We start from the raw sequence: 23,688 nt of genomic DNA, 5'->3' as shown, positions 1-23,688 counted from the left end.
CATGAATAAAACAGCAGTCGCCAATCAAACGGATCAGCTATTGGAAGAAATCGCAGCCTATGCAGTAGACGGGGAGATTACGAGCAAAGAAGCCATTGAAACAGCGCGGTATGTACTGATAGACACACTCGGCTGCGGAATGCTGGCGCTCAATTTTCCGGAATGTACGAAGCATCTTGGCCCCATCGTACCTGGTACCGTTGTGCCTAACGGAGCAAGAGTTCCAGGCACTTCGTTTGTGCTAGATCCTGTTCAAGCGGCTTTTGATATAGGCTGTATGATTCGCTGGTTAGATTATAATGACACGTGGCTTGCAGAGGAGTGGGGACATCCGTCAGATAACTTAGGCGGAATATTAGCTGTAAGTGATTACATCAGCAGAACGCGGCTTGCAAACGGTGAAGAGCCGCTTTCGATGAATGACGTACTGCATGCGATCGTCAAGGCACATGAAATTCAAGGTGTGCTCGCTTTAGAAAATTGTCTGAATCGAAATGGCTTGGATCATGTGTTATTTGTCAAAGTGGCAACAAGTGCTGTTGTGTGTGCATTGCTTGGCGGAACAAAGGAAGACGTGCAGCATGTTTTATCGCAAGCGTTTGTTGATAATTCTCCGCTTAGGACGTATCGCCACGCCCCAAACACAGGATCAAGGAAATCGTGGGCAGCGGGTGATGCAACAAGCCGCGGGGTAAGACTGGCAATGATGACACTAAAAGGGGAAATGGGCTATCAAACACCGCTTAGTGCTGAGAAGTGGGGCTTTGAAGATGTTCTTATGCAAGGAAAATCTCTCACACTCGCTCAGCCGCTAGGATCATACGTCATGGAAAATGTGCTTTTCAAAATTGCTTATCCTGCTGAGTTTCATGCCCAGACGGCTGCAGAGGCCGCTATGATGCTGCATGATGCTGTAAAAGATCGATTAGATGAAATTGACCGGGTAGAGATTACAACACATGAATCAGCGATTCGTATTATTGATAAGAAGGGGCCGCTGTATAACCCAGCAGACCGCGATCATTGCTTGCAGTATATTACCGCGATTGGATTGATCTATGGTGAGCTAACAGCTGACCATTATGAAGAAGAAACGGCGCGAAATCCGGCCATTGATCGTCTCCGGGATCAAATGGTCGTCAAAGAAGATAAACGTTATACAGCAGATTATTTAGATCCGAAAAAGAGATCAATAGCAAACTGTGTGCAAATCTTCTTTAAAGACGGGACGATGACAGATCGAATTGAAATTGAATACCCGCTTGGTCATCGCAGAAGAAGACAGGAAGGCATTCCGCTGCTTGAAAAGAAATGGGTCTATCATTTGAAGACAAGATTTCCACAAAAACAAGTGGATCAAATTGTGTCACTCTGTCAAAATCCAAATCAATTAAAAACAACAACCGTACCAGCATTTATGGACCTATTCGTCATATAAGGGGGAACTAGTGTGTGGATCGTGAATGATGAATCAAGTCAAGCAGATTTAGCCGCAGCCTTTAAAGAACAAATGCACAAATCAGCTTTATTTCAAATCCCAGGGGTTCACGATGGAATGTCTGCGCTTTATGCAAAAAAAATGGGCTTCCAAGGGCTCTATTTATCTGGCGCCGCTTTTTGTGCCAGCAAAGGACTGCCTGATCTCGGCATGATCCATTCAACGGAAATGGCTGAAAAAGCGAAGGAAATCATTCGAGCTTCTCAGCTGCCGCTTTTGGTAGATATGGATACTGGCTATGGCGGCGTATTGAATGCTGCAAGGGCGGCAAAAGAAATGGAAGAGAGCAAGGTGGCAGCTGTTCAAATTGAAGATCAGCAAATGCCAAAAAAATGCGGACATTTAAACGGAAAGTCGCTCGTTCCAGTAGAAGAGATGATCGCGAAAATCAAAGCCATCAAACAAGCGGCACCAACGCTTTTAGTGATTGCAAGAACTGATGCAAAGTCTGTAAACGGGATGGAGGATGTCATCCGCAGAGGCAATCTTTATCTCGAAGCAGGAGCTGATGCTATTTTTCCTGAGGCGCTCATTACAGCTGAAGACTTCACGCATGCGTCAAGCAGCATAAAAGGACCGCTTCTTGCAAATATGACGGAGTTTGGTAAGACTCCTTATTATCATGCAGATGAATTTTCGATGTTTGGATTTCAGATGGTCATCTACCCTGTGTCATCACTTAGAGTCGCTGCAAAAGCGTATGAGCGTTTATTTACAGAAATCATGGAGAAGGGGACGCAGCAAGGAATTTTGAAGGACATGCAAACGAGAAAAGAGCTGTATGAAGCGATTCAATATGATGAATATGAGGAAATGGATCAGCATTTAGCGAAAACGATCCTGCCGGAAATCGGGAAAGAACAGCGATAAAATGAAAAGCACTTCCTAAACGGAAGTGCTTTTTTACGATGATGGTGTGGATGATGAAGCCAATTTCATCTTTTCTTCAACTGTTTTCGTTTTTTCTTTTACTTTTTCAGCATAAGTGAAATCACCGTAGCAATACGGATAGCGGAAGTTATCTTTGTTGCCTCCGCACGTATAGACTTCGGGGTTTTGTTTCACTTGCTTTTTGGAGTATTGCTTTGCCAATTTCTCGGAATGTTTTCCCCCGTTTTTTGCAACAAAATCAATATAGCCGATTCCCATATTATAGCTTTGAATAATGGTTTCCAAATCAACGCCTTTTTTCTTCCCATGCTTGTACATAGTAGAAAAATGATGGACTCCTTGTCTAATGCTTTTCTGAGGGTCATTGATTTCATTTCGTTTCAAACCAAGAGATTCAGAGGACTGCATTGGATCTCCGCCTCTGCCTTTTGATTCTTGATACATCATACCGAGGATTAACGCGGTATATTGATCTAAATCTTGATCTCTTAGCTCTGTTTCTACAAGCGGCTTGTAATCATCCAATCTCGACAAAACAATTGATTCCGTATCAATCGGCAGCTTTTTTAATTCCTTTTGATTAAAGGACATGACAATGGCTGCTAATACGAAAACAAACAGAAAAATCGTGAAGCAGCCTGAAATGGCAAAACATCCTGTTTTTTTCTTTTTCAAGGTCAGTTCACCCCTGTTTTGCCCCGCTTTTAAAAGGGAAGTACAGCCTTTTTATTATGCCATATCCTGTACAGGATACCAAGTGAAAACCTTATAATCAATCATACCCAAATGTAAATTCGGTTCTTGTTTTCAGTCTGTAGCAGAAATAAACAAAACCGATAATCAGCCAAAGCATACCAATGATTAATGCATTTGTACTGATGCTCGTTAACAGCCAAATACAAAAGGCCGTCCCGCACAGAGGGATCAATGCGTATCTCAATGTATTGAGTACACCTCTTTGTTTTTGTCTGACGAAATAGTACGCAAAAACAGACAAGTTCACAAAAGTGAATCCAATCAACGCGCCGAAGCTGATAAAGGAATAAATGACTTCAAGTTCGCCAACGACTGCGGTTAAGGAGAAAGCACCAATTAATAAAATATTAAAAACAGGGGTTTTTAATCTCGGATGAATATATCCGAAGAAACGCTTCGGTAACGACTCATCTCTACCCATTGCATATAACAGCCTTGCTGCACTTGCATGTGACGATAAGGAAGAAGAGATGACAGCGACCATTGTGCCAGCTAAAAAGAACGAGTGGAGAAATGCGCCCCCCACAAATTCCGCAATTTCAAGTGAGGCAGCATCGGGATGCTTGAACTGTTGAAAATTTGGAAATACCTGCTGCAAAAAATAAGACGTCAAGGTAAACAGTACGCCTCCAATGGCGACGGTTAAGAAGATGGCAAGTGGGATCGTCTTTTTTGGCTTAATGGTTTCCTCAGACATGGTCGAAATTGCATCAAATCCTAGAAACGAAAAACATAAAATGGTCGCTCCTGAAAAAATAAGCGCTGGTTCTAAGCTCGCTGAATAAAATGGCCGGGCGGACAATAATTCTCCACTTCCAGCGTTTTGTGTGAGCCCATAAATAACAAACCCAACAAAAGTGACGGCGACAATGACCTGGAAGGTCACAAATAGTGCCGTGATGTTGGCTGTAAGCCGAATACCGATTACATTGACAGTCGTTATGGCGATAGCAAGTATGATGATCCAAATGTAATGAGGTACATCAGGAAAGGCTGCGGTTAAATAAGCACTTCCGATCGCAAAATTCACCATAGGCAAAAATAAATAATCCAGTAAAAGTGTCCAGCCCACAAGGAAGCCGACATGAGGATGAATACTTTTTTGCGCATATGTATAAGCAGATCCTGCTTTTGGAAAAGCCTTCACCATATTCCCATAGCTAAGCGCTGTCAATAGTAATGCAAGTAACGTAAATATATAAGCTGCAGCGACGTGTCCTTTCGTCAGCTGAGCAACAATGCCGTATGAATCAAATACGACAAGTGGATCCATATAAGCAAGCCCGATCACAACAAGTGGAAAGACAGTCAGGCTGCGTTTTAGTCTTGGCTCTTCAGTCAATTTGCCTATCAGCTCCTCTAAAAAAATGAATAAATAATGCTCATTTTAAAAAGAATGCTACCAAGTGTCAATGCTATTTGAGTAAATCCTTTTTCTAAAGTGTGCCCGCTTTGCATGCCGGACGTTTTGGTATATGATGATACAGAGAATAAGTCGTGATTTGACGGACAAGAAAGGTGAAGCAAAATGAAGGAAGAACTGAATACAAATCAAGAACAGGAACGGATGGAGCTGGATGAAGAAAGTCTATTTCTTGTCTCCCAAACCTTTAAAGCTTTATCTGATCCGACTCGTATTCGAATTCTGCACCTGCTGTCTCAAGGTGAACACTCGGTAAATGATATAGCAGAAACACTGAATCTCATGCAATCAACCGTTTCTCATCAGCTGCGCTTTTTAAAAAACCTTCGTCTCGTGAAATCTAGACGAGCAGGGACCTCGATTTTTTACAGCCCTGAAGATCAGCATGTGATGGAAGTGCTTGAACAGATGATTCACCATGCACAGCACGATTGATAAAAAACCTTCCTACGCCTATAGGAAGGTTTTTATGCATGATGCACATGTGTCGATCGTTTACTTGCTTTCATCATGTGATAAGAAAAAACAACATAGTAAGCAGCTAAAAGAAAAAAGCTGAGCATGGTCATCGCATCATCGCTCACGATACGCTGATATAGTTCAACGACACTGATCTTGGTCATCGAATGGTTTGTCAGCTCAACCAGCTTAAAACTAAGCCTGGATAAAAACAAACATAAAATGAAGCTTTCAATCCATTTACTCGTTTTCATATACAGCCGGCCATTTTCTTCTTTCATTCGAATCGTCTGATAGGCATGAACAGCCAGGCTGCTTCCAAAAAGCATGCCAATAGCGGCATAGATGAAGATACTGTGATTTTGCCATCCTTCTGATAGGAGAATAAGGGCAGAGAGACCAAAGATATACATTCTCATCAAAAGACTGATGGGGCGTACAAGCTGATAGCGTCTCATTCGATTCATTCGAATCATGATGCAGATCAACATAATGCTCCCAATCATGAACAACTGCCACACGTTATGTGTCATGATGCAACCTCCTCCTGCACGTGCAGGGATGTAAACGAATGCTGGCTGTTACTTATCTTTACCATTCTTTCTTTTTTTATCAAAACAAAACCTACATTTATGAAAAAGAGGAAAAGTCATGAAAATCGACCGCATTTTATCTATTGTGATGCTGCTCATTAGCAAGAAGCAAGTACAGGCGAAAGATCTTGCTGAACTCCACGAAGTGAGCGTGAGGACCATTTATCGTGATATTGATACCATCAATCAAGCGGGAATCCCTATTGTGACAACCCAAGGAGCAGGTGGAGGCATTTCACTTGTTGAGGACTATCGTTTAGAGAAAAAATTATTTACCGATGATGACATCGAGGTCATTTTAACAGCCCTCGAAAGCATGACGAGTGCGTACACCTTTAAAGAAAGTGAGCATGTACTGAAAAAAATCAAATCGCTCATTCCCACGCATACGGATGAAAGCGAAAAACAGCATCATGTCTTCATTGATTTAAGCTCCTGGGGAAAAGACAGCCAGGCTGAGCAGAAGCTCCAGCTCATCCATACAGCTGCCTCAGCGCACCAATATATTCAGTTCACCTATCGCAATGCGAAAGGCGAAACACTTCCACGCAAAGTGGAGCCTTATACGCTTGTTTTAAAAGGAAGGCATTGGTATTTGTATGCGTTTTGTTGTGTGAAAAAAGCTTTTCGTCTGTTCAAGCTGACCAGAATGACGGGTCTTGTCACCATTTCAGGATATTTCCAACCGAAAAGAATCAAAAACGAAGAGAAGCCTTGGAATGACTCTTGGCAAGAACAACCATCGGTCAGCTCTGTCACGCTCAGGTTAACGGAAGCATCAGTGGGCAAAGTGAAGGAATGGGTGGATGAGAACGAATTGAACGTATGTTCAGACGGAAGCTATCTTGCCACCATCACTGTACCTCAAGATGATTGGTTAAATAGTTTCCTATTCCATTTAGGTCCAGATGTCGACATTCTTTCCCCGAAGCATGTCAAAGAAGCGTTTGATCTCCAGTTGAAACAATTTCTCAAACGAATGGAAACTTGACACAATGTTGTCAGGTTTCTTTTTATATGATAGAAAAAAAGGAGATGAGAATGTATGTACGATATCGTGACATTAGAGAAACAATGGATGAAAGGGTTGTCTGTTCGAACAACAAACGAAATGGAGCTGACAAAAGAGCGGAAGATTGCACCTCTTTGGCAGCAATTTTTTGCGCAGCAGCTTCACGGGGGACAAGCTCCCGTCATAGGGCTGTATTCAGATTATGAAAAAGATGAGCATGGCTCTTATTTATTCACAGCGGGACACTTTGTGGATCAGCACTTAGAACATGTAAAAGAGATTCCCTCGTCCACGTACGCAAGATTTCGAACGAGAAAGGGGCCGATTGAAGAAGTTGTGCTTGAAACATGGCAGCAGATTTGGACGTGGGATGAGCGCCATTACCGCACATATACAGGCGACTTTGAATGGTATGATGAAAGATCTATAGATCCAAAAGAAGCGCAAATTGATATTTATATTGCGGTCGATGAAAAAATAATTGCTAAAACTAATAGTATTAGTTAATATAAAACTAACAACATTAGTTTTAGGGGGACACTTGATGAGATTGACAACTTTTGACCGTCTGCACCAGCTCACATTGATGCCGCGATTATTTCCGGTAAATTGTTATGTATTTGAGGAAGAGAATGGGCTCATCTTAATTGATGCTGCTTTAAAAATGGCAGCAAAGCCGATCATCGAATTTGCCCGTCAAAAGAACAAACCCATACACAAAATTATTCTCACCCATAGTCATATGGATCATATAGGCGCATTAGATGAAGTGAAAAAAGTTTTTCCAGAGGCAGTCGTCTATTTATCAAAACGCGATGCCCGCCTATTTGAGGGTGACTTATCCTTGCTTCCTGGCGAACCCCAGCAAAAAATCAAAGGCAGTTTTTCGAAAAATATTCACACAAAACCGGATGTGCTTGTCGAAGAAGGAGATGAGATTGGGCCGCTGAAAGTTATTGCGACACCAGGGCACACACCTGGCAGCATTTCCTTATACGATGGAAGGTCAGGAGTTGTGATTGCTGGGGATGCCCTTGTAACAAAAGGCGGCTTATCAGTAACGGGTGAATTTCGCTGGACCTTCCCGTTCCCGGCCTTTGCTACATGGGATGCAGAAACCGCACTCAATAGCGCCGAAAAATTACTGGCACTTCGCTTATCCTGTCTTGCTGCAGGACATGGCGATCTCATCATAAAACCTCATGAAAAGCTGCAAGCTGCCGTTCGTAAAAGGCAGCAGCAGCTGAAGAAAGGGGAGCAGTAAACCGTGTCTCCAAGAATGGGTATCACGCAAGAAAAAATTATGGATACAGCAGCTGCATTTGTTGATGAAGAGGGGTTTTCTGCATTGACCATTGCTACATTGTCTAAAAGGCTGAACATCAGACCGCCTTCCCTTTATAATCACGTATCCGGTCTTCATGAGATTCAGGCGGCACTCGCAGTAAAAGGGCTGTCCATGCTTTGTGAAGAAGGCATACACGTAACAGAGGGGCTGGATAAAGAAGAAGCTGTTTTAGCCTTCGCCAGGCAGTATGTTGAATTTGTCCGGGAACATCCAGGCCTCTATGAAGCTGCCTTTTCACATATGGATGAGAAAAAAGTAAGAAGCGAGGCAGAGCGCCTTGCTGAATTTGTCCAATCCATCATGTCCCGCTTTGGTGTAAAAGAAGAAGAGATGACACATGTGGTAAGAGGACTAAGAAGCTTATTGCACGGCTTCGGTGATATTTCAAATAAAAAGGGATTTCAACGAAAAGAACAGCTTGAAGACAGTGTGAGCTATGCGGTCAGGCTTTATATCTCAGGTGTGTTGCAAAAAGAAGATCTGTCTCATTGACAGGTCTTTTTTTTGCAGTGAATAGATATCTTAAAAGGGCGGCCGTCTTGAAGAATTTTTTTAACAGAAAACGAATAAAGATTTGACAGTTTTGTGAAACATGGTATGCTTATTATGTGAAATAATTCACATAGAGGAGTAGAGGCAGATGAAAAGAAAGCCTGTTTATGTGGAAACAACCATTCATGCACCTATAGAGAAAGTCTGGGAATATACGCAAAATCCAAAGCTTCATGAACAGTGGGATTTGCGTTTTTCAACCATTTCATTAAATGAACCCCAAAATGAACAGCCCCAATCCTTTTTGTATGAAAAGCATCTTGGGTTTGGTTTAAGTGTCACAGGGACAGGAGCGTATCGAACAAGAATGATGGATGAACGGAATGAGCGGGCATCCTCACTTAATTTCAAATCGTCACACCCATTGTCTTTTATCAAAGAAGGCAGTGGCTACTGGAAGTATATGAAAACAAGCGATCACATTGTATTTCAAACTCAATTTGATTACGAAACGAAAGAAGGAAAAGGTTGGACATGGGCAGACCGGATTCTTTTTCGCCCGATGATAGGATTTATGACGGCCTTTAGTTTTGGCGCTTTAAAGACGTGGCTTGAAAAGGGAACGCATCCTCGGTTATTACTAGAGAGAACACTTGCTCATTACGGGATTTGTTTGCTGTTTGCCATCGTCTGGCTATGCCAAGCGGTCATCCCTTTTTCACATTCTGCTTTTGATCATAGCATGGGATTTCGATTGTTTTATGCGCTTTTAGGTGTATCATGGCTAATTCCTAAGCTATCAAAAAAATATCTTTTCATTCTACAAAGCATTTTTTTTCTGATCATGCTTTGTATAGGGATCCTATCCCCGCAAACGACGCTTCATGAGCCGCTTGTGATGAGTGCATTTTTCATCTTGTCGATTGCAGGTATGATCAATTTAAGAGATTGTATAGATGTATTTTCCATCAAACGAAAAAGGGGAGGTAGACATGGTCGTTCATCGTCATCAAGTAAAGGATTACGATAAGCTGCATCCAAAACTAAAAGAGAGATACAACCGCGCGTTTTCTGCTGAAGGCACCATGGGGGAGATAGGCGGCGGGTCAAGACTCATTCGATTGATCTTCAGAATTGGTCCATTGTTTCGTTGTTTTTTCCCTGAGAGAGGAAAAGATATTCCTTTCCAAATTGTCAATGAGCCCTTTGTGACAAATAAGGGGGAGGAAGGGATGCACTGGTATCGAACGTTTTATTTCCCAAAGAAGGAGCGGCACTTTGATGCAGATATGATCATTGATCAGAAGAGTCATACAGTCCTAGACTACTTTGGAAAGCCTAGACTTCTTGTGTCAGAGCTTCATTTTACAGTAACAAAGCATGGTTTCCTGCACATTCAATCCGGCCGGCAGAAGTTTTTGATGTTCGGCAGGGAATGGCCGCTGCCTTCATGGCTTTATGGTGTGTCAGATGTAACGGAAGGCTACGATGAGGATGCAGGTGAATATACCATTGATGTCCACGTGAAAAATCGCCTGTTTGGTACTCTTTTTACATATAAAGGCCGTTTTACAGAAAGGATGTCTCCTGATGAATAAGTGGCATTTGACCTCCAGTCTGATCTTTATGTCTTTTTTTATCGCCACCCGTTTGATGACAGGTCCGATAGCAGAATTTTTTGTTCTCATGGCGATTCTATTTTTTCTTCCCGCTGCCTTACACTTTTTTGAGAAAGAAGGGAAGAAACAAAAGCCAGGGATGCTGATCGGCTTTTTAATGAAAGCCTTTCCACTAGCGGCTCTTTGTGCAACCGCTGCTTTTATCTATCATTCCGCCTGGTTTGCATCGGGCTGGCTTTTATATACATTCCTGTTGGCGTTATTTGGCTTTGCTCGTTTGCTGAAAAGAGGAATCTTTCCGCTTCATGAGCTGATGATCGATGGCGCATGGATGTATATCGCTTTAGGCGGGCTTTGGTTTTGGCTGTACACAGCAGATATACAGGTGATGACATTTTCGCCGATCATTGTTCTTTTGACCGCTATTCATTTTCATTACTCGGCTTTTTTTATCCCGCTTTTTTATGGATTATTAGGGAGACAGCGAACAAAGGAGACAGCTTTATACAAAGCGGCGGGCTGGGTGATTTTGCTGTCGCCTGTGATGATTGCTGTTGGGATTAGCTTCTCCCGTCTATTTGATACATTCAGCGTCATTCTTTATGTGGTTGCCCTCTACATATATGGAATCCTTTGTGTGAAAACAAGATTTCGGTCAACTTTCGCAAAAGGTCTTGTTGTGTTTTCTAGCTTTGTTTTAATGGGGACGATCGTGTTATCTCTTCTTTATTCAGCGGGTATGCTTATGCGCGTGACCTACATCAGCATTGATCAGATGATTTGGTTTCATGGCAGTATCAATGCTTTTTTTGTGATTTTGCCAGGTTTAATTGGCTGGGTGATCGAAGGACCGAAGGATCAATTGAAGCAGAAGGATTTTCCGATTTCGAAAGTGCATGGTCGCTTTCATTTGATCTCTTTTCAAGAGGAAAGAGTGCACGATCGAGAGAAGCTCGGTTTAGTCGATTCACTTGATGAATTAAATGGAACGACATTTTCAGCTGATCGGGTTTCACCTGTGATTCGCAGATTTTATGAGAACCCTATGGCTTTTACGTTAAAAGCAGCCGTCAGCTTTCATTGGTGGGTGAGGCCTTTTGTTTTTTTACTTCAGCCAGTTTTTAAGAAAATAGGTCAGCTTTATTTGGGGTCATCTCGTATTCCTTATGAAATGCCGGGAAGTCTTTGTAGATTTCAACACCCTAAGGAAGAAAGAGAGAATGTGCGTGCGTGGATTCGTCATAACGCAAAAGGGGAGCAAGTCTTTTTTGCACTTTATGCTCTTCATCACGATGCAGCTGCGGGTTATATGAATATTGCGCTGCCGCTTCCGTATTCTCAGCTGACTGCCATTTTAAAGCCTTTTAATGAAAAGGAAGACTTTCTATTAAAAAGCACACGTCCAAAAGGCAGTACCGGTGACGAAGGATTGTATTTACATACGCCTTTTATCACCATGAAACTGCCAATGGAAGAAAGCTTTCATATGAAGCCGGAGACAGATCAAAGTCTCACAGCGGTACACCAAATGAAGCTGTTCGGTATTCCTTTTTTAACGATTCATTATCATATTGACAGCGAAAGTCATCATGTTAGTCAATGATGTCACATGGTTCACCGTGCCGAATGATGTTCACAATTGCTTGCCCATCACTCGGATGATGATCTGCATACTGGACTGGCAGCAGTGCAAAAAATACATAGTAGACTGAGAAGTAAGCAAATTGATAGAAAAATTGGTGCTCTGGCAGGAAATCATTGGCGATCATTGTATTCAGTATGAGAACACTGAGCAGGTTGCATAATGAACCGCCTAAGTAGACAAGAATGTGCGAAAATCGGTTATTTTTCCTCATTTCTTCATAGTGGCAAAATGCATCTAGAAAATAGATTCGTCTAATTTCAACGACGCCTACTTTCAACACTTTTTTGCCTCTGCCAAGAGCAAAGGAAACCTTTGCCCCAAACATCCACGCAACCACAATATGGCCAAGCTGATGAAGGATGGCAACGATAGGAAGAATGACGAAAAACGACCAGCAAAACGTCCACATATCCGATAATGTAAACAAGTGTTAACCCTCCCCAATATATTCGGGAGGAAGCAGTAGGATTATTTGCCATTTTACTGAATTCATTTTCAGGATGCAAACATTTAATACACGACTATAAATTTATTATGTAAACTAAAAGGGAGATTTTAGCGCTGAATAGGCTTTTTGAACCTCCTTTTTGACGAAATGAATGTGCTACAATGGATAATCAATAGATTACGTTACCTTTCGTGAAGGGGAGAGAGTCATATGGCAGATATTGAACAGTTCTTGGCGTTAGATATTCGTGTTGGGACGATCATAGAAGCAGAATTATTTGCAGAGGCAAGAGTGCCAGCGTTGAAACTCAAGATTGATTTTGGTGAAGAAATTGGTGTAAAGCAATCTAGTGCTCAGCTGACAAAGCGTTATACAGCGGAGAATCTTACCGGCAAACAAATTGTAGCAGTCGTTAATTTCCCGCCAAGAAGAATTGCAGGGTTCAAATCAGAAGTGCTTGTCTTAGGAGGCATGCCATCAAAAGAAGACGTGGTTTTGCTAGCCACAGATGAACCGGTTGAGAATGGAACAAAAATAGGGTAAGAAAAAAGACATCTTCCTCAGAAGATGTCTTTTGCGTATTGAGGCGGAATAACCACACGCCACATTCGTGTGTGTCTCAAAGAGACATGTTACCCGACTTACACAATTCAGCTCATCGCTTGATTAATATAGCATGGGATGAGCTTGAATGCAACCATTAAATGAATTCTTTCAGATTTTCATGTCATTTTACAAGATGAATGACAAAAAATCGATTATTTGGATTATTTTTTCAAAAAATATTGAAAAGTCAGATCAGATTTTATAAAATGAATTCAACTTAGTTTGTTTGGTCAATAAACTAAGATGGATTTCAAGCATTGATTCCTATATTGAAGGAGATGATTCCGTCATTCAACTGATTTGCTGCTTAAATGGGCTAAGCTGAAAGGATGAGATGTTCAGCTACATTTTTACAACGAATTGAAAGCGCTTTATATTTCCCGCATTGATTGCTGCTGCCCTCCATCATCTGTTCGTTAGAAGAGGCTAAGTGAAGAAGGGAGAAAGCTCATGGTTAGTGAGAATTTAAAGAAGATTCGTATGTCTGAAAAAGTGGGATATGCTTCAGGGGATTTCGCATGTAATTTGATTTATGCAACTGTCTCTACGTATCTATTATTTTTTTATACAGATGTGTACGGTTTATCAGCGGCAGCAGCAGGGACGATGTTTTTGGTTGTTCGCGCCATCGATGCGCTTGCAGATCCATTTATTGGTGCATTGGTGGACCGGACGAACAGCCGTTTTGGCAGGTTCAGACCTTACTTGTTATTCGGTGCGTTTCCTTTCGTCGTACTTGCCATCCTTTGCTTTACAACACCTGATTTTTCCGAAATGGGTAAACTCATTTATGCCTACATCACGTATGTTGGTTTATCGCTTACATACACATTCATCAACGTTCCTTATGGTGCTTTAACTTCCGCAATGACAAGAAATAACCAAGAGGTTGTCAGTATTACGTCCGTTCGTATGGTTTTTGCCAATCTAGGCGGTCTAGTTGTGGCTTTTTTTGTTCCTTTTCTTGCGACCTTTTTAAGTGATACGACAGGTAATACAGCACTCGGCTGGCAGATGACGATGGCTTTTCTCGGCGTTCTTGGCGGTGCATTACTGATTTTCTGTTTTAAAAGCACGAATGAACGTGTCACGCTTCAAAAGCCAGAGGAAAAGATTAAATTCAGTGATATCTTTGTCCAGTTGCGAGTGAATCGTCCGCTTGTTGTATTAAGCATTTTCTTTATTATTATTTTTGGTGTGAACTCGATCAGCAACTCTGTTGGGATCTATTATGTGACGTATAACCTTGGCAGAGAAGATTTAGTGAAATGGTACGGACTCATTGGCAGTCTGCCGGCTTTAATGGTGCTGCCGTTTATTCCTAAGCTGCACAAGCTGTTAGGAAAGAAAAAGCTGCTGAATTATTCTTTATTGCTGAATATCGTAGGTCTTCTTGCATTACTTGTGATACCGCCGAGTCAAATCACTTTAATACTGATTTTCAGGCTCGTTGCTGCTGCGGGGAGTATTACAGCCGGTGCTTACATGTGGGCACTTATTCCAGAGACTGTTGAATATGGCGAATATAAAACAGGGAAAAGGATGGGCGGGCTCATCTACGCGGTCATTGGGTTCTTCTTTAAATTTGGGATGGCGTTAGGCGGGATTGTGCCGGGGCTTGTACTCGATCGATTTGGCTATGTCGCGAACCAAATGCAGACACCAGAAGCATTACTTGGCATTTTAATTACGGTAACGGTGATTCCTGTATGCTTACTGATTTTAGCGATGATTGATATTAATTTTTACAACCTAGATGAAGAAAAACATAAAAAAGTTGTAAGGGAGCTTGAGAATAGGGATCAAGTATATATCGATCATATGGATGATTTTAAAATGTAGGTCGTGAAGAGGAGGAAGTTGAATGAAAATTACCAATCCAGTGCTCAAAGGGTTTAACCCGGACCCAAGTATTTGCCGTGTAGGAGAAGATTATTACATGGCGGTCTCTACATTTGAATGGTTTCCAGGGGTGCAAATTTATCATTCGAGGGATTTAGTCCATTGGCGGCTTGCTGCGCGTCCTTTGCAAAAAACGTCGCAGCTGGATATGAAGGGGAATCCTGATTCTGGCGGAGTATGGGCACCGTGCCTAAGCTATGCAGATGGTCAGTTTTGGCTCATTTATTCAAATATCAAAGTAGTGGATGGTCCATTTAAAGATGGTCATAATTATTTGGTCACGGCAAGTGAAGTGGATGGTGATTGGAGTGAGCCGGTCCGTCTCAATAGCTCTGGCTTTGATCCCTCTTTATTTCATGATCAAAGCGGCAAGAAATACGTCTTAAATATGCTGTGGGATCATAGGGAAAAGCACCATTCATTTGCGGGTATTGCCCTGCAGGAATATAGCGTGACGGAAAAGAAACTCATTGGTCAGCGGAAGGTCATTTTTAAAGGCACGCCGATAAAATTGACAGAAGCGCCGCATCTTTATCACATTGGTGATTACTATTATTTATTAACAGCAGAAGGAGGTACCCGGTACGAGCATGCGGCAACAATTGCCCGTTCCTCGCAGATTGAAGGGCCTTATGAGGTTCATCCTGATAACCCCATTTTAAGTGCTTTTCACGCACCTGAACATCCGCTTCAAAAATGCGGGCATGCTTCCATCGTTCAAACGCATACAAATGAATGGTATTTGGCTCATCTCACTGGCCGCCCCATTCAATCAAGCAAGGAATCTATTTTTCAACAGAGAGGGTGGTGTCCTTTAGGAAGAGAAACAGCGATTCAAAAGCTCGAATGGAAGGATGGCTGGCCGTATGTTGTGGGCGGAAAAGAGGGGGCGCTGGAGGTTGAAGCGCCAGCGATAAACGAAAAGGTTTTTGCTCCTACACACCATACAGTCGATGAATTTAAAGAATCAACGTTAAATAGACACTTCCAAACATTAAGAATCCCTTTTACTGATCAGATCGGTTCATTAACGGAAAAACCTCAGCATTTAAGGTTATACGGTCAGGAATCTCTAACATCTAAGTTTACCCAAGCTTTCGTTGCAAGGCGCTGGCAAAGCTTTTATTTTGAAGCAGAGACAGCTGTGTCGTTCTTTCCAGAGAATTTTCAGCAAGCCGCTGGTCTTGTGAATTATTATAATACGGAAAATTGGACAGCGCTTCAGGTGACATATGACGAGGAACTTGGCCGCATTCTTGAACTATCTGTCTGTCAAAACCTTTCCTTTTCTCAGCCGTTGACACAAAAAATCGTCATTCCAGAGGAGGTCACGTATGTGTATTTAAAAGTGACCGTTCAGAAAGAGACATATACCTATTCTTATTCTTTTGATCAAAGAGAATGGAAGGAAATTGATGTGTCATTTGAATCAAGCCATTTATCCGATGACTTCATTCGAGGAGGGGGATTTTTTACAGGGGCATTTGTCGGCATGCAGTGCCAGGATACAAGCGGCGAGCGTCTTCCTGCTGATTTCAACTATTTCCGTTATGAGGAAACAGATAAATAAAAAAGACAACACGCTAAGAGCTGTCTTTTTTATCTATGAACCTGTCATGGTGAGAGGGTGGCATCTTGCAGGAAAGCTTCAATGACTAAAGATGTCATCCCTAATACCGGTGCGTTGTGTCCTAATGACGAAGGAAGTAGCTCTACATGTGAACTGAATTGAGTATCTATCCTTGAGGATACCTCCTCTTGAATCACACGTAAAACCGTTGGCTGTGCTTCAATCACCTTGTTTCGTAAAATAATCGCTTGCGGGTTAAAGGTATGCAGGACGTTTGTGAGACCGACGCCAAGGTAAAAACCAAAGTTGCGCAGGGCATTGAGCGTTTTCATATCATTTAACGTCGCCAGCTGTTCCAAGTCTTGATGGGAGATGGGCTGATCATTTGTTTGAAGGGACTGAAACAAGGCTTTCTCAGATGCATACAGCTCCCAGCATCCACGGTTTCCGCAGCTGCATGTTGGTCCATTAAAGTCGATGGTCATATGTCCCATTTCACCAGAAAAGCCGTATGAGCCTCTGTATAAATGATGATTGATAATGATCCCGATCCCAATGCCAGTGCCGATGCTGGCATAGATCAAATGATCATAGTGTTTAGCAGCGCCAAAGATTTTTTCACCATATGCACCCGCGTTTGCTTCATTTTCAATGAAGACGGGTACTTGGAAAGCGTCTTGGAGCGTTGTTTTCAGGTCAACATTTTTCCATTTGGAATGAGGCGTAAACACGATTTGTTCATCGGCATCCACTAACCCAGGTATACATAGGCCAATACCTATGAGCCCGTATGGGGAAGAGGGGATTTGTGCCATCAACTGCTGTATTAATTCAATTAAAATGCGTATGGTCACATCAGGAGAGCTTGATGGGAGCTTGATCTGCTCTTCATGAAGAATGGACCCTTCGAGGTCGGTTAAAATGCCGTTGACATAATCAACGCCGACATCAATCCCGATGGAGCAGCCAGCACGTTTATTAAACATCAGTAAAACCGGTCTTCTCCCGCCGCTAGACTCACCTTGACCGATCTCATAGACGAGATGCTCTTTCATTAATGTACTTACTTGAGAGGAAACAGTCGATTTATTTAACCCAGTGCGTTCAGATAATTTTGCTCTGGAAATTGGCGCATGCTGGAGAATTTCTTTTAATAATAGCTTTTGATTTATTTTTTTCACAAAGTTCTGATCAGCAATATCCACGTTATCCACTCCATTTGTTTCGTCTTTAGATTAAGTTGAAAAAAAGCTGTTTTTGTTCGCCTGTATTCTGTAAGAAGGATGATTTTAACTTTATTATAACGAAAATATTTCTAAAAAACTAAAAAATATGGAAAATTCAAAGTGAATTGATCATAGATTGAACATTAGTTTGTTGAATCAACTTACTAAGTATATTCATAGGAGGAATAAAAGATGGCTAACTCAAATATGAAAACGTTACACAACTTAGAAGGAATCGGAAAAATACAATATGAAGGAAAACAATCAAAAAATCCACTCGCTTTTAAACACTATGATCCAAACGAAATGATTGGCGGAAAAACAATGAAAGATCACCTGCGCTTCTCAGTCGCTTATTGGCATACATTGACTGCAGATGGAACAGACATGTTTGGAACTGGCACGATGCAGAGAGCCTGGGACTCCTATAGCGGAATGGATTTAGCGAAAGCTAGATTGGAAGTGGCCTTTCAACTTTTTGATCTATTGGATGTTCCGTATTTTTCCTTCCATGACCGTGACATTGCACCGGAGGGAGATACGCTTCAAGAGACCAATCAACAATTAGACATCATTTTAGATAGAATGAAAGAATACATGCGGGATAGCGGAGTAAAGCTGCTCTGGAACACGGCCAATATGTTCAAACATCCTAGATTTGTACACGGCGCAGCGACATCTTGTCATGCAGATGTCTTTGCCTATGCGGCCGCACAGGTGAAAAAAGGCATCGAAACAGCTAAAGAACTCGGCGCTGAAAACTACGTTTTCTGGGGAGGGCGAGAAGGATACGATACTCTGCTGAATACAGATATGAAAAGAGAGCTTGACCACATGGCGTCGTTCTTGCATATGGCTGTTGATTATGCAAAGGAAATTGGGTACACTGGCCAATTTTTAATTGAGCCTAAGCCAAAGGAGCCAACCACTCATCAATACGATGCAGATGCAGCGACATCTATCGCCTTTTTAAAGCAATACGGATTAGATTCACATTTTAAATTGAATATCGAGGCAAATCACGCGACGCTTGCTGGTCATACGTTTGAGCATGAATTACGAGTAGCAAGAATACATGGATTGCTCGGTTCTGTGGATGCGAACCAAGGGAATACGCTGCTCGGCTGGGACACTGATGAATTTCCAACAGATTTATATGCCACAACTCTTGCCATGTATGAAATTCTGCAAAATGGCGGACTAGGAACTGGTGGTCTCAATTTTGATGCAAAAGTTAGAAGAGCTTCTTTTGAGCTTGAAGATATTTTGTATGCCCATATTGCGGGTATGGATGCATTCGCAAAAGGACTGCGGGTCGCTCATAGACTCATAGAAGATCGAGTGTTTGAAGATGTGATAAAGCACAGGTATCGCAGTTTTTCTGAAGGGATTGGCCGTGACATTTCAGAAGGAAAGGCAAACTTTCATACATTAGAAGAGTATGCGCTCAAACACCCTTTGATCAGAAACGAATCGGGAAGAGAGGAACAGTTGAAAGCCCGGTTAAATCAATATTTGTTAGAAGATTGATTGAAGGAGCGGACCTGTTTTGAAGGAGTGAAGACATGAAGTATGTGATGGGAATTGATCTTGGAACGAGCGGAGTCAAAGCAATATTAGTAGATGAGAATGGAAAGGTGTGCTGCGAGGCCTCTAAGCCTTACCGCCTCATTCAAGATAAACCTGGATATTGTGAGCAGAACCCAGAGGATTGGGTTGAGCAAACAGTGGCTGCGATGAAAGAACTGATGGCAAGACAGCCTGTTCATTCAAAGAAAGTAGAAGGCATCAGCTTTTCTGGACAGATGCATGGTCTGGTTCTTTTAAATGAATCCCGCAAGGTACTCCGCCCTGCGATTTTATGGAATGATACACGAACGACAGCGCAATGTACACGCATCACAAAAAAGCTGGGGGAACGGCTGCAAAAGATCACGAAAAATCAGGCGCTAGAAGGATTTACACTGCCAAAATTATTATGGGTAAAGGAACATGAACCAGAAATTGATCAACAAATCGACATGTTTTTACTCCCGAAAGATTATGTCAGATTTCGTTTAACAGGGTCTGTTCATATCGATCATTCTGATGCGGCTGGCACATTGCTGTTAGATATTGGAGAGCAAAAGTGGAGTGAAGAGATTTGTCAGGCATTTGATATTCCTCCTCATATTTGTCCGCCGCTTGTCTCATCAGAGGATGAGGTCGGTACACTATTGCCGCATATTGCACGTGAGGCGGGGATCGAAGAGGGTGCAAAAGTCTTTGCTGGCGGGGCAGACAATGCTTGCGGAGCAATTGGAGCTGGCATTTTATCCTCTGGCCGCACGTTATGCAGCATTGGCACATCTGGCGTCATTCTCTCTTACGAAGAGGATCATGAAAGAGCGCTTCAAGGAAACTTGCATTTGTTTCATCATGCAAAAAAAGACGCTTTTTACACAATGGGTGTCACCCTTTCAGCAGGATATAGCCTTAACTGGGTAAAACACTTACTGGCTCCAGAGGAATCGTTCCAATCGCTTTTAGAGGGTACGGTTGATGTCGCGCCAGGAGCGAATGGATTGCTCTTTACGCCATATTTAGTCGGGGAGAGAACACCTCATGCGGATTCTACCGTTCGTGGAAGCTTGATTGGATTAGACAGCAGACATGAAAGGACACATATCGTAAGGGCTGTGCTAGAAGGGATTACCTTCTCGTTAAATGAATCCATCGCCTTATTCCGGCAAGCAGGGAAACACATAGATTCTATTGTCTCCATTGGGGGCGGCGCGAGAAGCCGGACATGGCTTCAAATGCAAGCAGACATTTTTCAGGCTGAGGTCATCCAGTTAGACAATGAACAAGGGCCTGCTTTAGGTGCAGCTATGCTGGCCGCCGTTGGCTGCGGATGGTATCCATCGCTTGAGGCATGTGCAGATCAGTTTATTCATCAAGCTGCTGTCTATGAGCCAGAGCAGCAGCATGCAAGTATATATGCTGATCTATTTCATCTGTATCAAAAGATCTATACACAAACAAGAGACATCCATGCCGGGTTAGAACAATACCGTTCTGTCTAGCAAGAAAGGTTACATGAAAGGAGGTGATGGGCTCGTTTCATCTTAGAGAAGGCAGAATAATATGAATGAAAAAAGGAGAGGGATGAAAAATGAATTTGAAAAGATTGAGGCTGTTGTTTGTGATGTGTATTGGATTTGTGCTGACACTGACTGCTGTACCAGCTCATGCGGAAACGATTTATGATAATAGAATAGGCACACACAGCGGATACGATTTTGAATTATGGAAGGATTACGGAAATACCTCAATGACACTCAATAATGGCGGAGCATTTAGCGCACAATGGAACAATATTGGAAATGCTTTGTTTCGAAAAGGGAAGAAGTTTGATTCCACTAAAACTCATCATCAACTTGGCAACATCTCCATCAATTACAACGCAGCCTTTAACCCAGGCGGGAATTCCTACTTATGTGTCTATGGCTGGACACAATCTCCATTAGCTGAATACTACATTGTTGAGTCATGGGGCACATATCGCCCAACAGGAACGTATAAAGGGTCATTTTATGCCGATGGAGGCACATATGACATTTATGAAACGCTACGTGTCAACCAGCCTTCTATTATTGGGGATGCTACCTTTAAGCAATATTGGAGTGTACGTCAAACAAAACGTACGAGCGGAACTGTATCCGTCAGTGAGCATTTCAGAAAATGGGAAAGCCTAGGTATGCCAATGGGGAAAATGTATGAAACAGCATTAACTGTAGAAGGCTACCGAAGCAACGGAAGTGCAAATGTGATGACCAACCAGCTGATTATTCGATAAAATCAAATGAAAAAAAGCCAGCAGTTTTTGCTGGCTTCAGCGTGTAGACAAACCCTCGCATTCGTTGTCAGGTCTGCGCGCTGGTGCTCACGAATGTTAAATTCGCTCCGCGCCAGTGCTCGCCCTTCCTAGACTTCAAAGGTTTTCTATCACGCTGAAAAGAAGACAAAGTGCTAAAATAAAAATCATTTTAGCACTTTGTCAACAATCTAAAGCCAGCAGTTTTTGCTGGCTTTTCTTCTGTCTATGATAATTTTTCAACTTCCACTCTGCCAGAAAAGAACGTCGCGCCGCCGCCCATATCTGCCAAGCGATCTGGTGTTAATCCATTGACTAAATGCTTTTTGCCTTTTTGATCAGCCCATAATCCTTGACTGACCACAACACCAGATAATACATTTTGACCGACTGACACGACCAGCTCACATTCTCCCCGGTCATTCAGCACACGCACCATGTCACCGTCTTCAATCTGTCTTGCCTTTGCATCTTGTTCATTCATATGAAGCTTAGGAAACTTCTCAAGCTTTTGATGCTTTTCATGAAGTGAGAAGGTCGAGTTAAGAAAATTATGATTCGGTCCCGGTATAAAGGTAAGCGGATAATCGCTTTCCTGATAGAGGGGCACATAGGTTGGTAGTGCTGGATAGCCGTCTTTTTTCATTTGTTCAGAATAAAGCTCAATTTTCCCGCTTGGAGTAGAGAGCTTTAAGTCTTGGAAAGGTCCTCGTTTTGCTTTGATCCATTTCTTTTCTTTTAATGCTTCGTACGAAATGTCCTCATAATGCGGATTTTCCGGATGGTGAAGGGCTTGTTCCATGAGCTCCGCATCTGTCTCGCGGAAGGCTTCATCTTCAAAGCCCATCGCATGGGCTAACAGGCGGAACACTTCCGTATTGGATTTACTTTCTCCATAGCGTTCAATCACCGGCTCTTGAATTTGAATATAATGGTGCCAGTATGATGTATAGAAATCCTCATTTTCAAAAGCGGATGTTGCCGGCAGGACAATGTCTGCATACGCAGCTGTCTCTGTCAGAAATAGGTCATGAACCACTGTAAATAAGTCCTCTCTCAGCAAACCTTCTCTTACTTTATTTGCTTCAGGTGTCACAACGGCTGGGTTGCACGAGTAGACAAAGAGTGAATCAATGGAAGGCGCTGCATTCGTCAGCACACTGCCTAGCTGATTCATATTAAATGATCTAGGCGTGCGGTCCTTTAATAGATCCGGCCGCTGAAGAGCGGTTTCATTATAGCTGAGAAAAGAAGAGTTTGATTTCATCGCACCGCCGCCCTTGTAGAGCCATTGACCAGTCAGGGCAGGGAGGCAGGAAATGGTTCGAATACTCATCCCGCCATTATCATGGTGCTGCAAACCATTGCCAATGCGAATGAGAGATGGCGATGTCTCTGCGTACATTCTCGCAAGTGTAAGCATGTCCTCTTTAGAAACCCCAGTGATACCCTCAACGGTGTCTGGATCATACTGCTTCACATGCTCGCGCAGCTCTTTATGACCGGTTGTATATTCCTCTAAAAAGGCTTCATCTGTCAGTCCTTCTTTAAAAAGGACATGCATGATGCCAAGGGCAAGTGCGCTGTCAGTACCAGGTCGAAGCGGAATAAACCAATCTGCCATCCGTCCGGTTTGGTTCTTGTGAACATCAATCACGACAATCTTTGCTCCTTGCTTTCGCGCTTTTTGTGCGAGGGTGATTTGGTGCATATTGGTCGACACAGCATTGATGCCCCAAAAGATAAATAGTTTCGTATGAATGGTGTCTTCTGGGTCTGTCCCGATGCTTGCACCCATTGTATATTTATAGCCAGTCGTTCCTGCTGACTGACAGATGGTCCGGTCTAACTGACTTGAACCAAGACGATAGAAAAAGCGGCGGTCCATGCCTTCTGCATTCAGATTGCCCATGTTCCCATAAAAGCTGTAAGGCAGAATACTTTCTGGACCTTTTTCTTCAATCAGCTTTGTCCATTTTTGACGAATGGTTTCAATGGCTTCTTCCCACGTAATCGGTGCAAATTGACCATCGCCTTTGCGTCCAACACGTTTCAAAGGAGTGGTCAGCCGTTTTTCATCATATAAACGGGCTGTGACATTCCGCACCTTGTTGCATATGTTGCCTTGGGTAACTGGGTGGTCTGGATCTCCCTGCACTTTTACGATCTTTCCATTTTCTTTATGTATCAAAAGACCGCACTGATCCGGGCAATCTAACGAACAAACTGATTTGAATATTCCGTCTTTCATTGCTGTATAATCGGTCATGAATTTTTGGCTCCCTTTCTGCAATCCGTTATCACTTTGTATGGACTTTATTTTAGCATGTTCGGAGATGGAAGG

General features: G+C 42.6%; 22 protein-coding genes. 16 read left to right on the top strand and 6 right to left on the bottom strand.

Annotated features, from left to right (window positions below):
• Nucleotide 1 precedes the first annotated feature (1 nt).
• Both C6Y07_RS02805 and prpB read left to right on the top strand, forming a co-directional pair.
• The gene (locus tag C6Y07_RS02805; RefSeq protein WP_106156220.1) at nucleotides 2-1,438 is read left to right on the top strand and encodes a bifunctional 2-methylcitrate dehydratase/aconitate hydratase; all 1,437 of its coding nucleotides are present in this window, start codon (nucleotides 2-4) and stop codon (nucleotides 1,436-1,438) included.
• Nucleotides 1,439-1,450: 12 nt separating this feature from the next.
• A complete protein-coding gene (gene prpB, locus C6Y07_RS02800) occupies nucleotides 1,451-2,368 on the top strand; it encodes a methylisocitrate lyase (RefSeq protein WP_106156218.1) in 918 nt (305 codons plus the stop codon).
• A 33-nt stretch (nucleotides 2,369-2,401) separates the two neighbouring features.
• On the opposite strand, the gene C6Y07_RS02795 is transcribed toward prpB, so the two are convergent.
• Nucleotides 2,402-3,064, bottom strand: coding sequence for a lysozyme family protein (locus C6Y07_RS02795; RefSeq protein WP_034660911.1), 663 nt, complete (start codon nucleotides 3,062-3,064; stop codon nucleotides 2,402-2,404).
• Between the two features lie 97 nt (nucleotides 3,065-3,161).
• Nucleotides 3,162-4,487 carry an APC family permease gene (locus C6Y07_RS02790; protein WP_066030775.1) on the bottom strand — a complete coding sequence of 442 codons (1,326 nt, stop codon included), beginning with the start codon at nucleotides 4,485-4,487 and terminating at the stop codon, nucleotides 3,162-3,164.
• A 186-nt stretch (nucleotides 4,488-4,673) separates the two neighbouring features.
• Between C6Y07_RS02790 and czrA the strand changes: the two genes are divergently transcribed.
• Nucleotides 4,674-5,003, top strand: coding sequence for a Zn(II)-responsive metalloregulatory transcriptional repressor CzrA (gene czrA / locus C6Y07_RS02785; RefSeq protein ID WP_007500691.1), 330 nt, complete (start codon nucleotides 4,674-4,676; stop codon nucleotides 5,001-5,003).
• 32 nt (nucleotides 5,004-5,035) lie between these two features.
• On the opposite strand, the gene C6Y07_RS02780 is transcribed toward czrA, so the two are convergent.
• Nucleotides 5,036-5,560 (bottom strand): CcdC protein domain-containing protein, encoded by a 525-nt coding sequence (locus C6Y07_RS02780; RefSeq protein WP_106072150.1) that lies wholly within the window; start codon nucleotides 5,558-5,560, stop codon nucleotides 5,036-5,038.
• A gap of 118 nt (nucleotides 5,561-5,678) precedes the next feature.
• On the opposite strand from C6Y07_RS02780, the gene C6Y07_RS02775 reads away from it, so the two are divergent.
• The 7 genes from C6Y07_RS02775 (at nucleotide 5,679) to C6Y07_RS02745 (ending at nucleotide 11,694) form a co-directional block, all read left to right on the top strand.
• Entirely contained in the window at nucleotides 5,679-6,611 is a 933-nt protein-coding gene (locus tag C6Y07_RS02775) for a helix-turn-helix transcriptional regulator (RefSeq protein WP_106072151.1), read from the top strand.
• A 54-nt stretch (nucleotides 6,612-6,665) separates the two neighbouring features.
• Nucleotides 6,666-7,139, top strand: a complete 474-nt coding sequence (locus C6Y07_RS02770; RefSeq protein WP_106156217.1) for a GyrI-like domain-containing protein — start codon at nucleotides 6,666-6,668, stop codon at nucleotides 7,137-7,139.
• 37 nt (nucleotides 7,140-7,176) lie between these two features.
• On the top strand, nucleotides 7,177-7,896 hold the full coding sequence (locus C6Y07_RS02765) for an MBL fold metallo-hydrolase (protein ID WP_106156215.1): 720 nt from the start codon (nucleotides 7,177-7,179) through the stop codon (nucleotides 7,894-7,896).
• Between the two features lie 3 nt (nucleotides 7,897-7,899).
• Complete coding sequence (locus tag C6Y07_RS02760; RefSeq protein ID WP_034660905.1) at nucleotides 7,900-8,472, top strand: TetR/AcrR family transcriptional regulator; 573 nt, start codon at nucleotides 7,900-7,902, stop codon at nucleotides 8,470-8,472.
• Nucleotides 8,473-8,620: 148 nt separating this feature from the next.
• Nucleotides 8,621-9,502, top strand: a complete 882-nt coding sequence (locus tag C6Y07_RS02755; RefSeq protein WP_106037682.1) for a hypothetical protein — start codon at nucleotides 8,621-8,623, stop codon at nucleotides 9,500-9,502.
• Nucleotides 9,465-10,070 carry a DUF4166 domain-containing protein gene (locus C6Y07_RS02750; protein ID WP_106038613.1) on the top strand — a complete coding sequence of 202 codons (606 nt, stop codon included), beginning with the start codon at nucleotides 9,465-9,467 and terminating at the stop codon, nucleotides 10,068-10,070. The genes C6Y07_RS02755 and C6Y07_RS02750 overlap by 38 nt, the downstream gene beginning before the upstream one ends.
• The gene (locus C6Y07_RS02745; protein WP_106047920.1) at nucleotides 10,063-11,694 is read left to right on the top strand and encodes a YndJ family protein; all 1,632 of its coding nucleotides are present in this window, start codon (nucleotides 10,063-10,065) and stop codon (nucleotides 11,692-11,694) included. The genes C6Y07_RS02750 and C6Y07_RS02745 overlap by 8 nt, the downstream gene beginning before the upstream one ends.
• On the opposite strand, the gene C6Y07_RS02740 is transcribed toward C6Y07_RS02745, so the two are convergent.
• Entirely contained in the window at nucleotides 11,684-12,163 is a 480-nt protein-coding gene (locus tag C6Y07_RS02740) for a site-2 protease family protein (RefSeq protein WP_034660901.1), read from the bottom strand. The two genes, C6Y07_RS02745 and C6Y07_RS02740, sit on opposite strands and share 11 nt — an antisense overlap.
• A gap of 231 nt (nucleotides 12,164-12,394) precedes the next feature.
• Here C6Y07_RS02740 and csaA point away from each other — a divergent pair, with 231 nt between their 5' ends.
• From csaA to C6Y07_RS02725, 3 genes are all read left to right on the top strand, one after another.
• Entirely contained in the window at nucleotides 12,395-12,727 is a 333-nt protein-coding gene (gene csaA, locus C6Y07_RS02735) for a chaperone CsaA (protein ID WP_060596531.1), read from the top strand.
• A 513-nt stretch (nucleotides 12,728-13,240) separates the two neighbouring features.
• Nucleotides 13,241-14,632, top strand: a complete 1,392-nt coding sequence (locus C6Y07_RS02730) for an MFS transporter (protein WP_066030781.1) — start codon at nucleotides 13,241-13,243, stop codon at nucleotides 14,630-14,632.
• Nucleotides 14,633-14,654: 22 nt separating this feature from the next.
• The gene (locus tag C6Y07_RS02725) at nucleotides 14,655-16,262 is read left to right on the top strand and encodes a glycoside hydrolase family 43 protein (protein ID WP_106071662.1); all 1,608 of its coding nucleotides are present in this window, start codon (nucleotides 14,655-14,657) and stop codon (nucleotides 16,260-16,262) included.
• A gap of 44 nt (nucleotides 16,263-16,306) precedes the next feature.
• On the opposite strand, the gene xylR is transcribed toward C6Y07_RS02725, so the two are convergent.
• Complete coding sequence (gene xylR / locus C6Y07_RS02720; protein WP_106047919.1) at nucleotides 16,307-17,467, bottom strand: transcriptional repressor XylR; 1,161 nt, start codon at nucleotides 17,465-17,467, stop codon at nucleotides 16,307-16,309.
• A 213-nt stretch (nucleotides 17,468-17,680) separates the two neighbouring features.
• Here xylR and xylA point away from each other — a divergent pair, with 213 nt between their 5' ends.
• From xylA to C6Y07_RS02705, 3 genes are all read left to right on the top strand, one after another.
• Entirely contained in the window at nucleotides 17,681-19,018 is a 1,338-nt protein-coding gene (gene xylA / locus C6Y07_RS02715; protein ID WP_060596530.1) for a xylose isomerase, read from the top strand.
• Nucleotides 19,019-19,053: 35 nt separating this feature from the next.
• On the top strand, nucleotides 19,054-20,553 hold the full coding sequence (gene xylB, locus C6Y07_RS02710; RefSeq protein WP_106071663.1) for a xylulokinase: 1,500 nt from the start codon (nucleotides 19,054-19,056) through the stop codon (nucleotides 20,551-20,553).
• Between the two features lie 89 nt (nucleotides 20,554-20,642).
• Nucleotides 20,643-21,326, top strand: coding sequence for a glycoside hydrolase family 11 protein (locus C6Y07_RS02705; RefSeq protein ID WP_034660895.1), 684 nt, complete (start codon nucleotides 20,643-20,645; stop codon nucleotides 21,324-21,326).
• A 244-nt stretch (nucleotides 21,327-21,570) separates the two neighbouring features.
• Here the strand turns inward: C6Y07_RS02705 and C6Y07_RS02700 are convergent, their stop codons facing one another.
• Nucleotides 21,571-23,613 (bottom strand): molybdopterin oxidoreductase family protein, encoded by a 2,043-nt coding sequence (locus C6Y07_RS02700; RefSeq protein ID WP_106047918.1) that lies wholly within the window; start codon nucleotides 23,611-23,613, stop codon nucleotides 21,571-21,573.
• Nucleotides 23,614-23,688 lie beyond the last annotated feature (75 nt).

This window comes from Bacillus sp. LNXM12-1, from assembly GCF_003004375.1.
Classification (GTDB): Bacteria; Bacillota; Bacilli; order Bacillales; family Bacillaceae; genus Bacillus.
The sequence above is the reverse complement of the archived record's forward strand: the minus strand, read 5'-3'. Positions and strand labels throughout refer to the sequence as shown.

Coding starts and splice junctions, on each gene's coding strand:
- C6Y07_RS02770 (WP_106156217.1), top strand. CDS start 6,666: ATGTACGATATCGTGACATTAGAGAAACAATGGATGAAAGGGTTGTCT.
- C6Y07_RS02750 (WP_106038613.1), top strand. CDS start 9,465: ATGGTCGTTCATCGTCATCAAGTAAAGGATTACGATAAGCTGCATCCA.
- C6Y07_RS02780 (WP_106072150.1), bottom strand. CDS start 5,560: ATGACACATAACGTGTGGCAGTTGTTCATGATTGGGAGCATTATGTTG.
- czrA (WP_007500691.1), top strand. CDS start 4,674: ATGAAGGAAGAACTGAATACAAATCAAGAACAGGAACGGATGGAGCTG.
- C6Y07_RS02705 (WP_034660895.1), top strand. CDS start 20,643: ATGAATTTGAAAAGATTGAGGCTGTTGTTTGTGATGTGTATTGGATTT.
- C6Y07_RS02745 (WP_106047920.1), top strand. CDS start 10,063: ATGAATAAGTGGCATTTGACCTCCAGTCTGATCTTTATGTCTTTTTTT.
- C6Y07_RS02805 (WP_106156220.1), top strand. CDS start 2: ATGAATAAAACAGCAGTCGCCAATCAAACGGATCAGCTATTGGAAGAA.
- C6Y07_RS02725 (WP_106071662.1), top strand. CDS start 14,655: ATGAAAATTACCAATCCAGTGCTCAAAGGGTTTAACCCGGACCCAAGT.
- xylA (WP_060596530.1), top strand. CDS start 17,681: ATGGCTAACTCAAATATGAAAACGTTACACAACTTAGAAGGAATCGGA.
- C6Y07_RS02700 (WP_106047918.1), bottom strand. CDS start 23,613: ATGACCGATTATACAGCAATGAAAGACGGAATATTCAAATCAGTTTGT.
- C6Y07_RS02775 (WP_106072151.1), top strand. CDS start 5,679: ATGAAAATCGACCGCATTTTATCTATTGTGATGCTGCTCATTAGCAAG.
- csaA (WP_060596531.1), top strand. CDS start 12,395: ATGGCAGATATTGAACAGTTCTTGGCGTTAGATATTCGTGTTGGGACG.
- C6Y07_RS02755 (WP_106037682.1), top strand. CDS start 8,621: ATGAAAAGAAAGCCTGTTTATGTGGAAACAACCATTCATGCACCTATA.
- C6Y07_RS02730 (WP_066030781.1), top strand. CDS start 13,241: ATGGTTAGTGAGAATTTAAAGAAGATTCGTATGTCTGAAAAAGTGGGA.
- C6Y07_RS02765 (WP_106156215.1), top strand. CDS start 7,177: ATGAGATTGACAACTTTTGACCGTCTGCACCAGCTCACATTGATGCCG.
- xylB (WP_106071663.1), top strand. CDS start 19,054: ATGAAGTATGTGATGGGAATTGATCTTGGAACGAGCGGAGTCAAAGCA.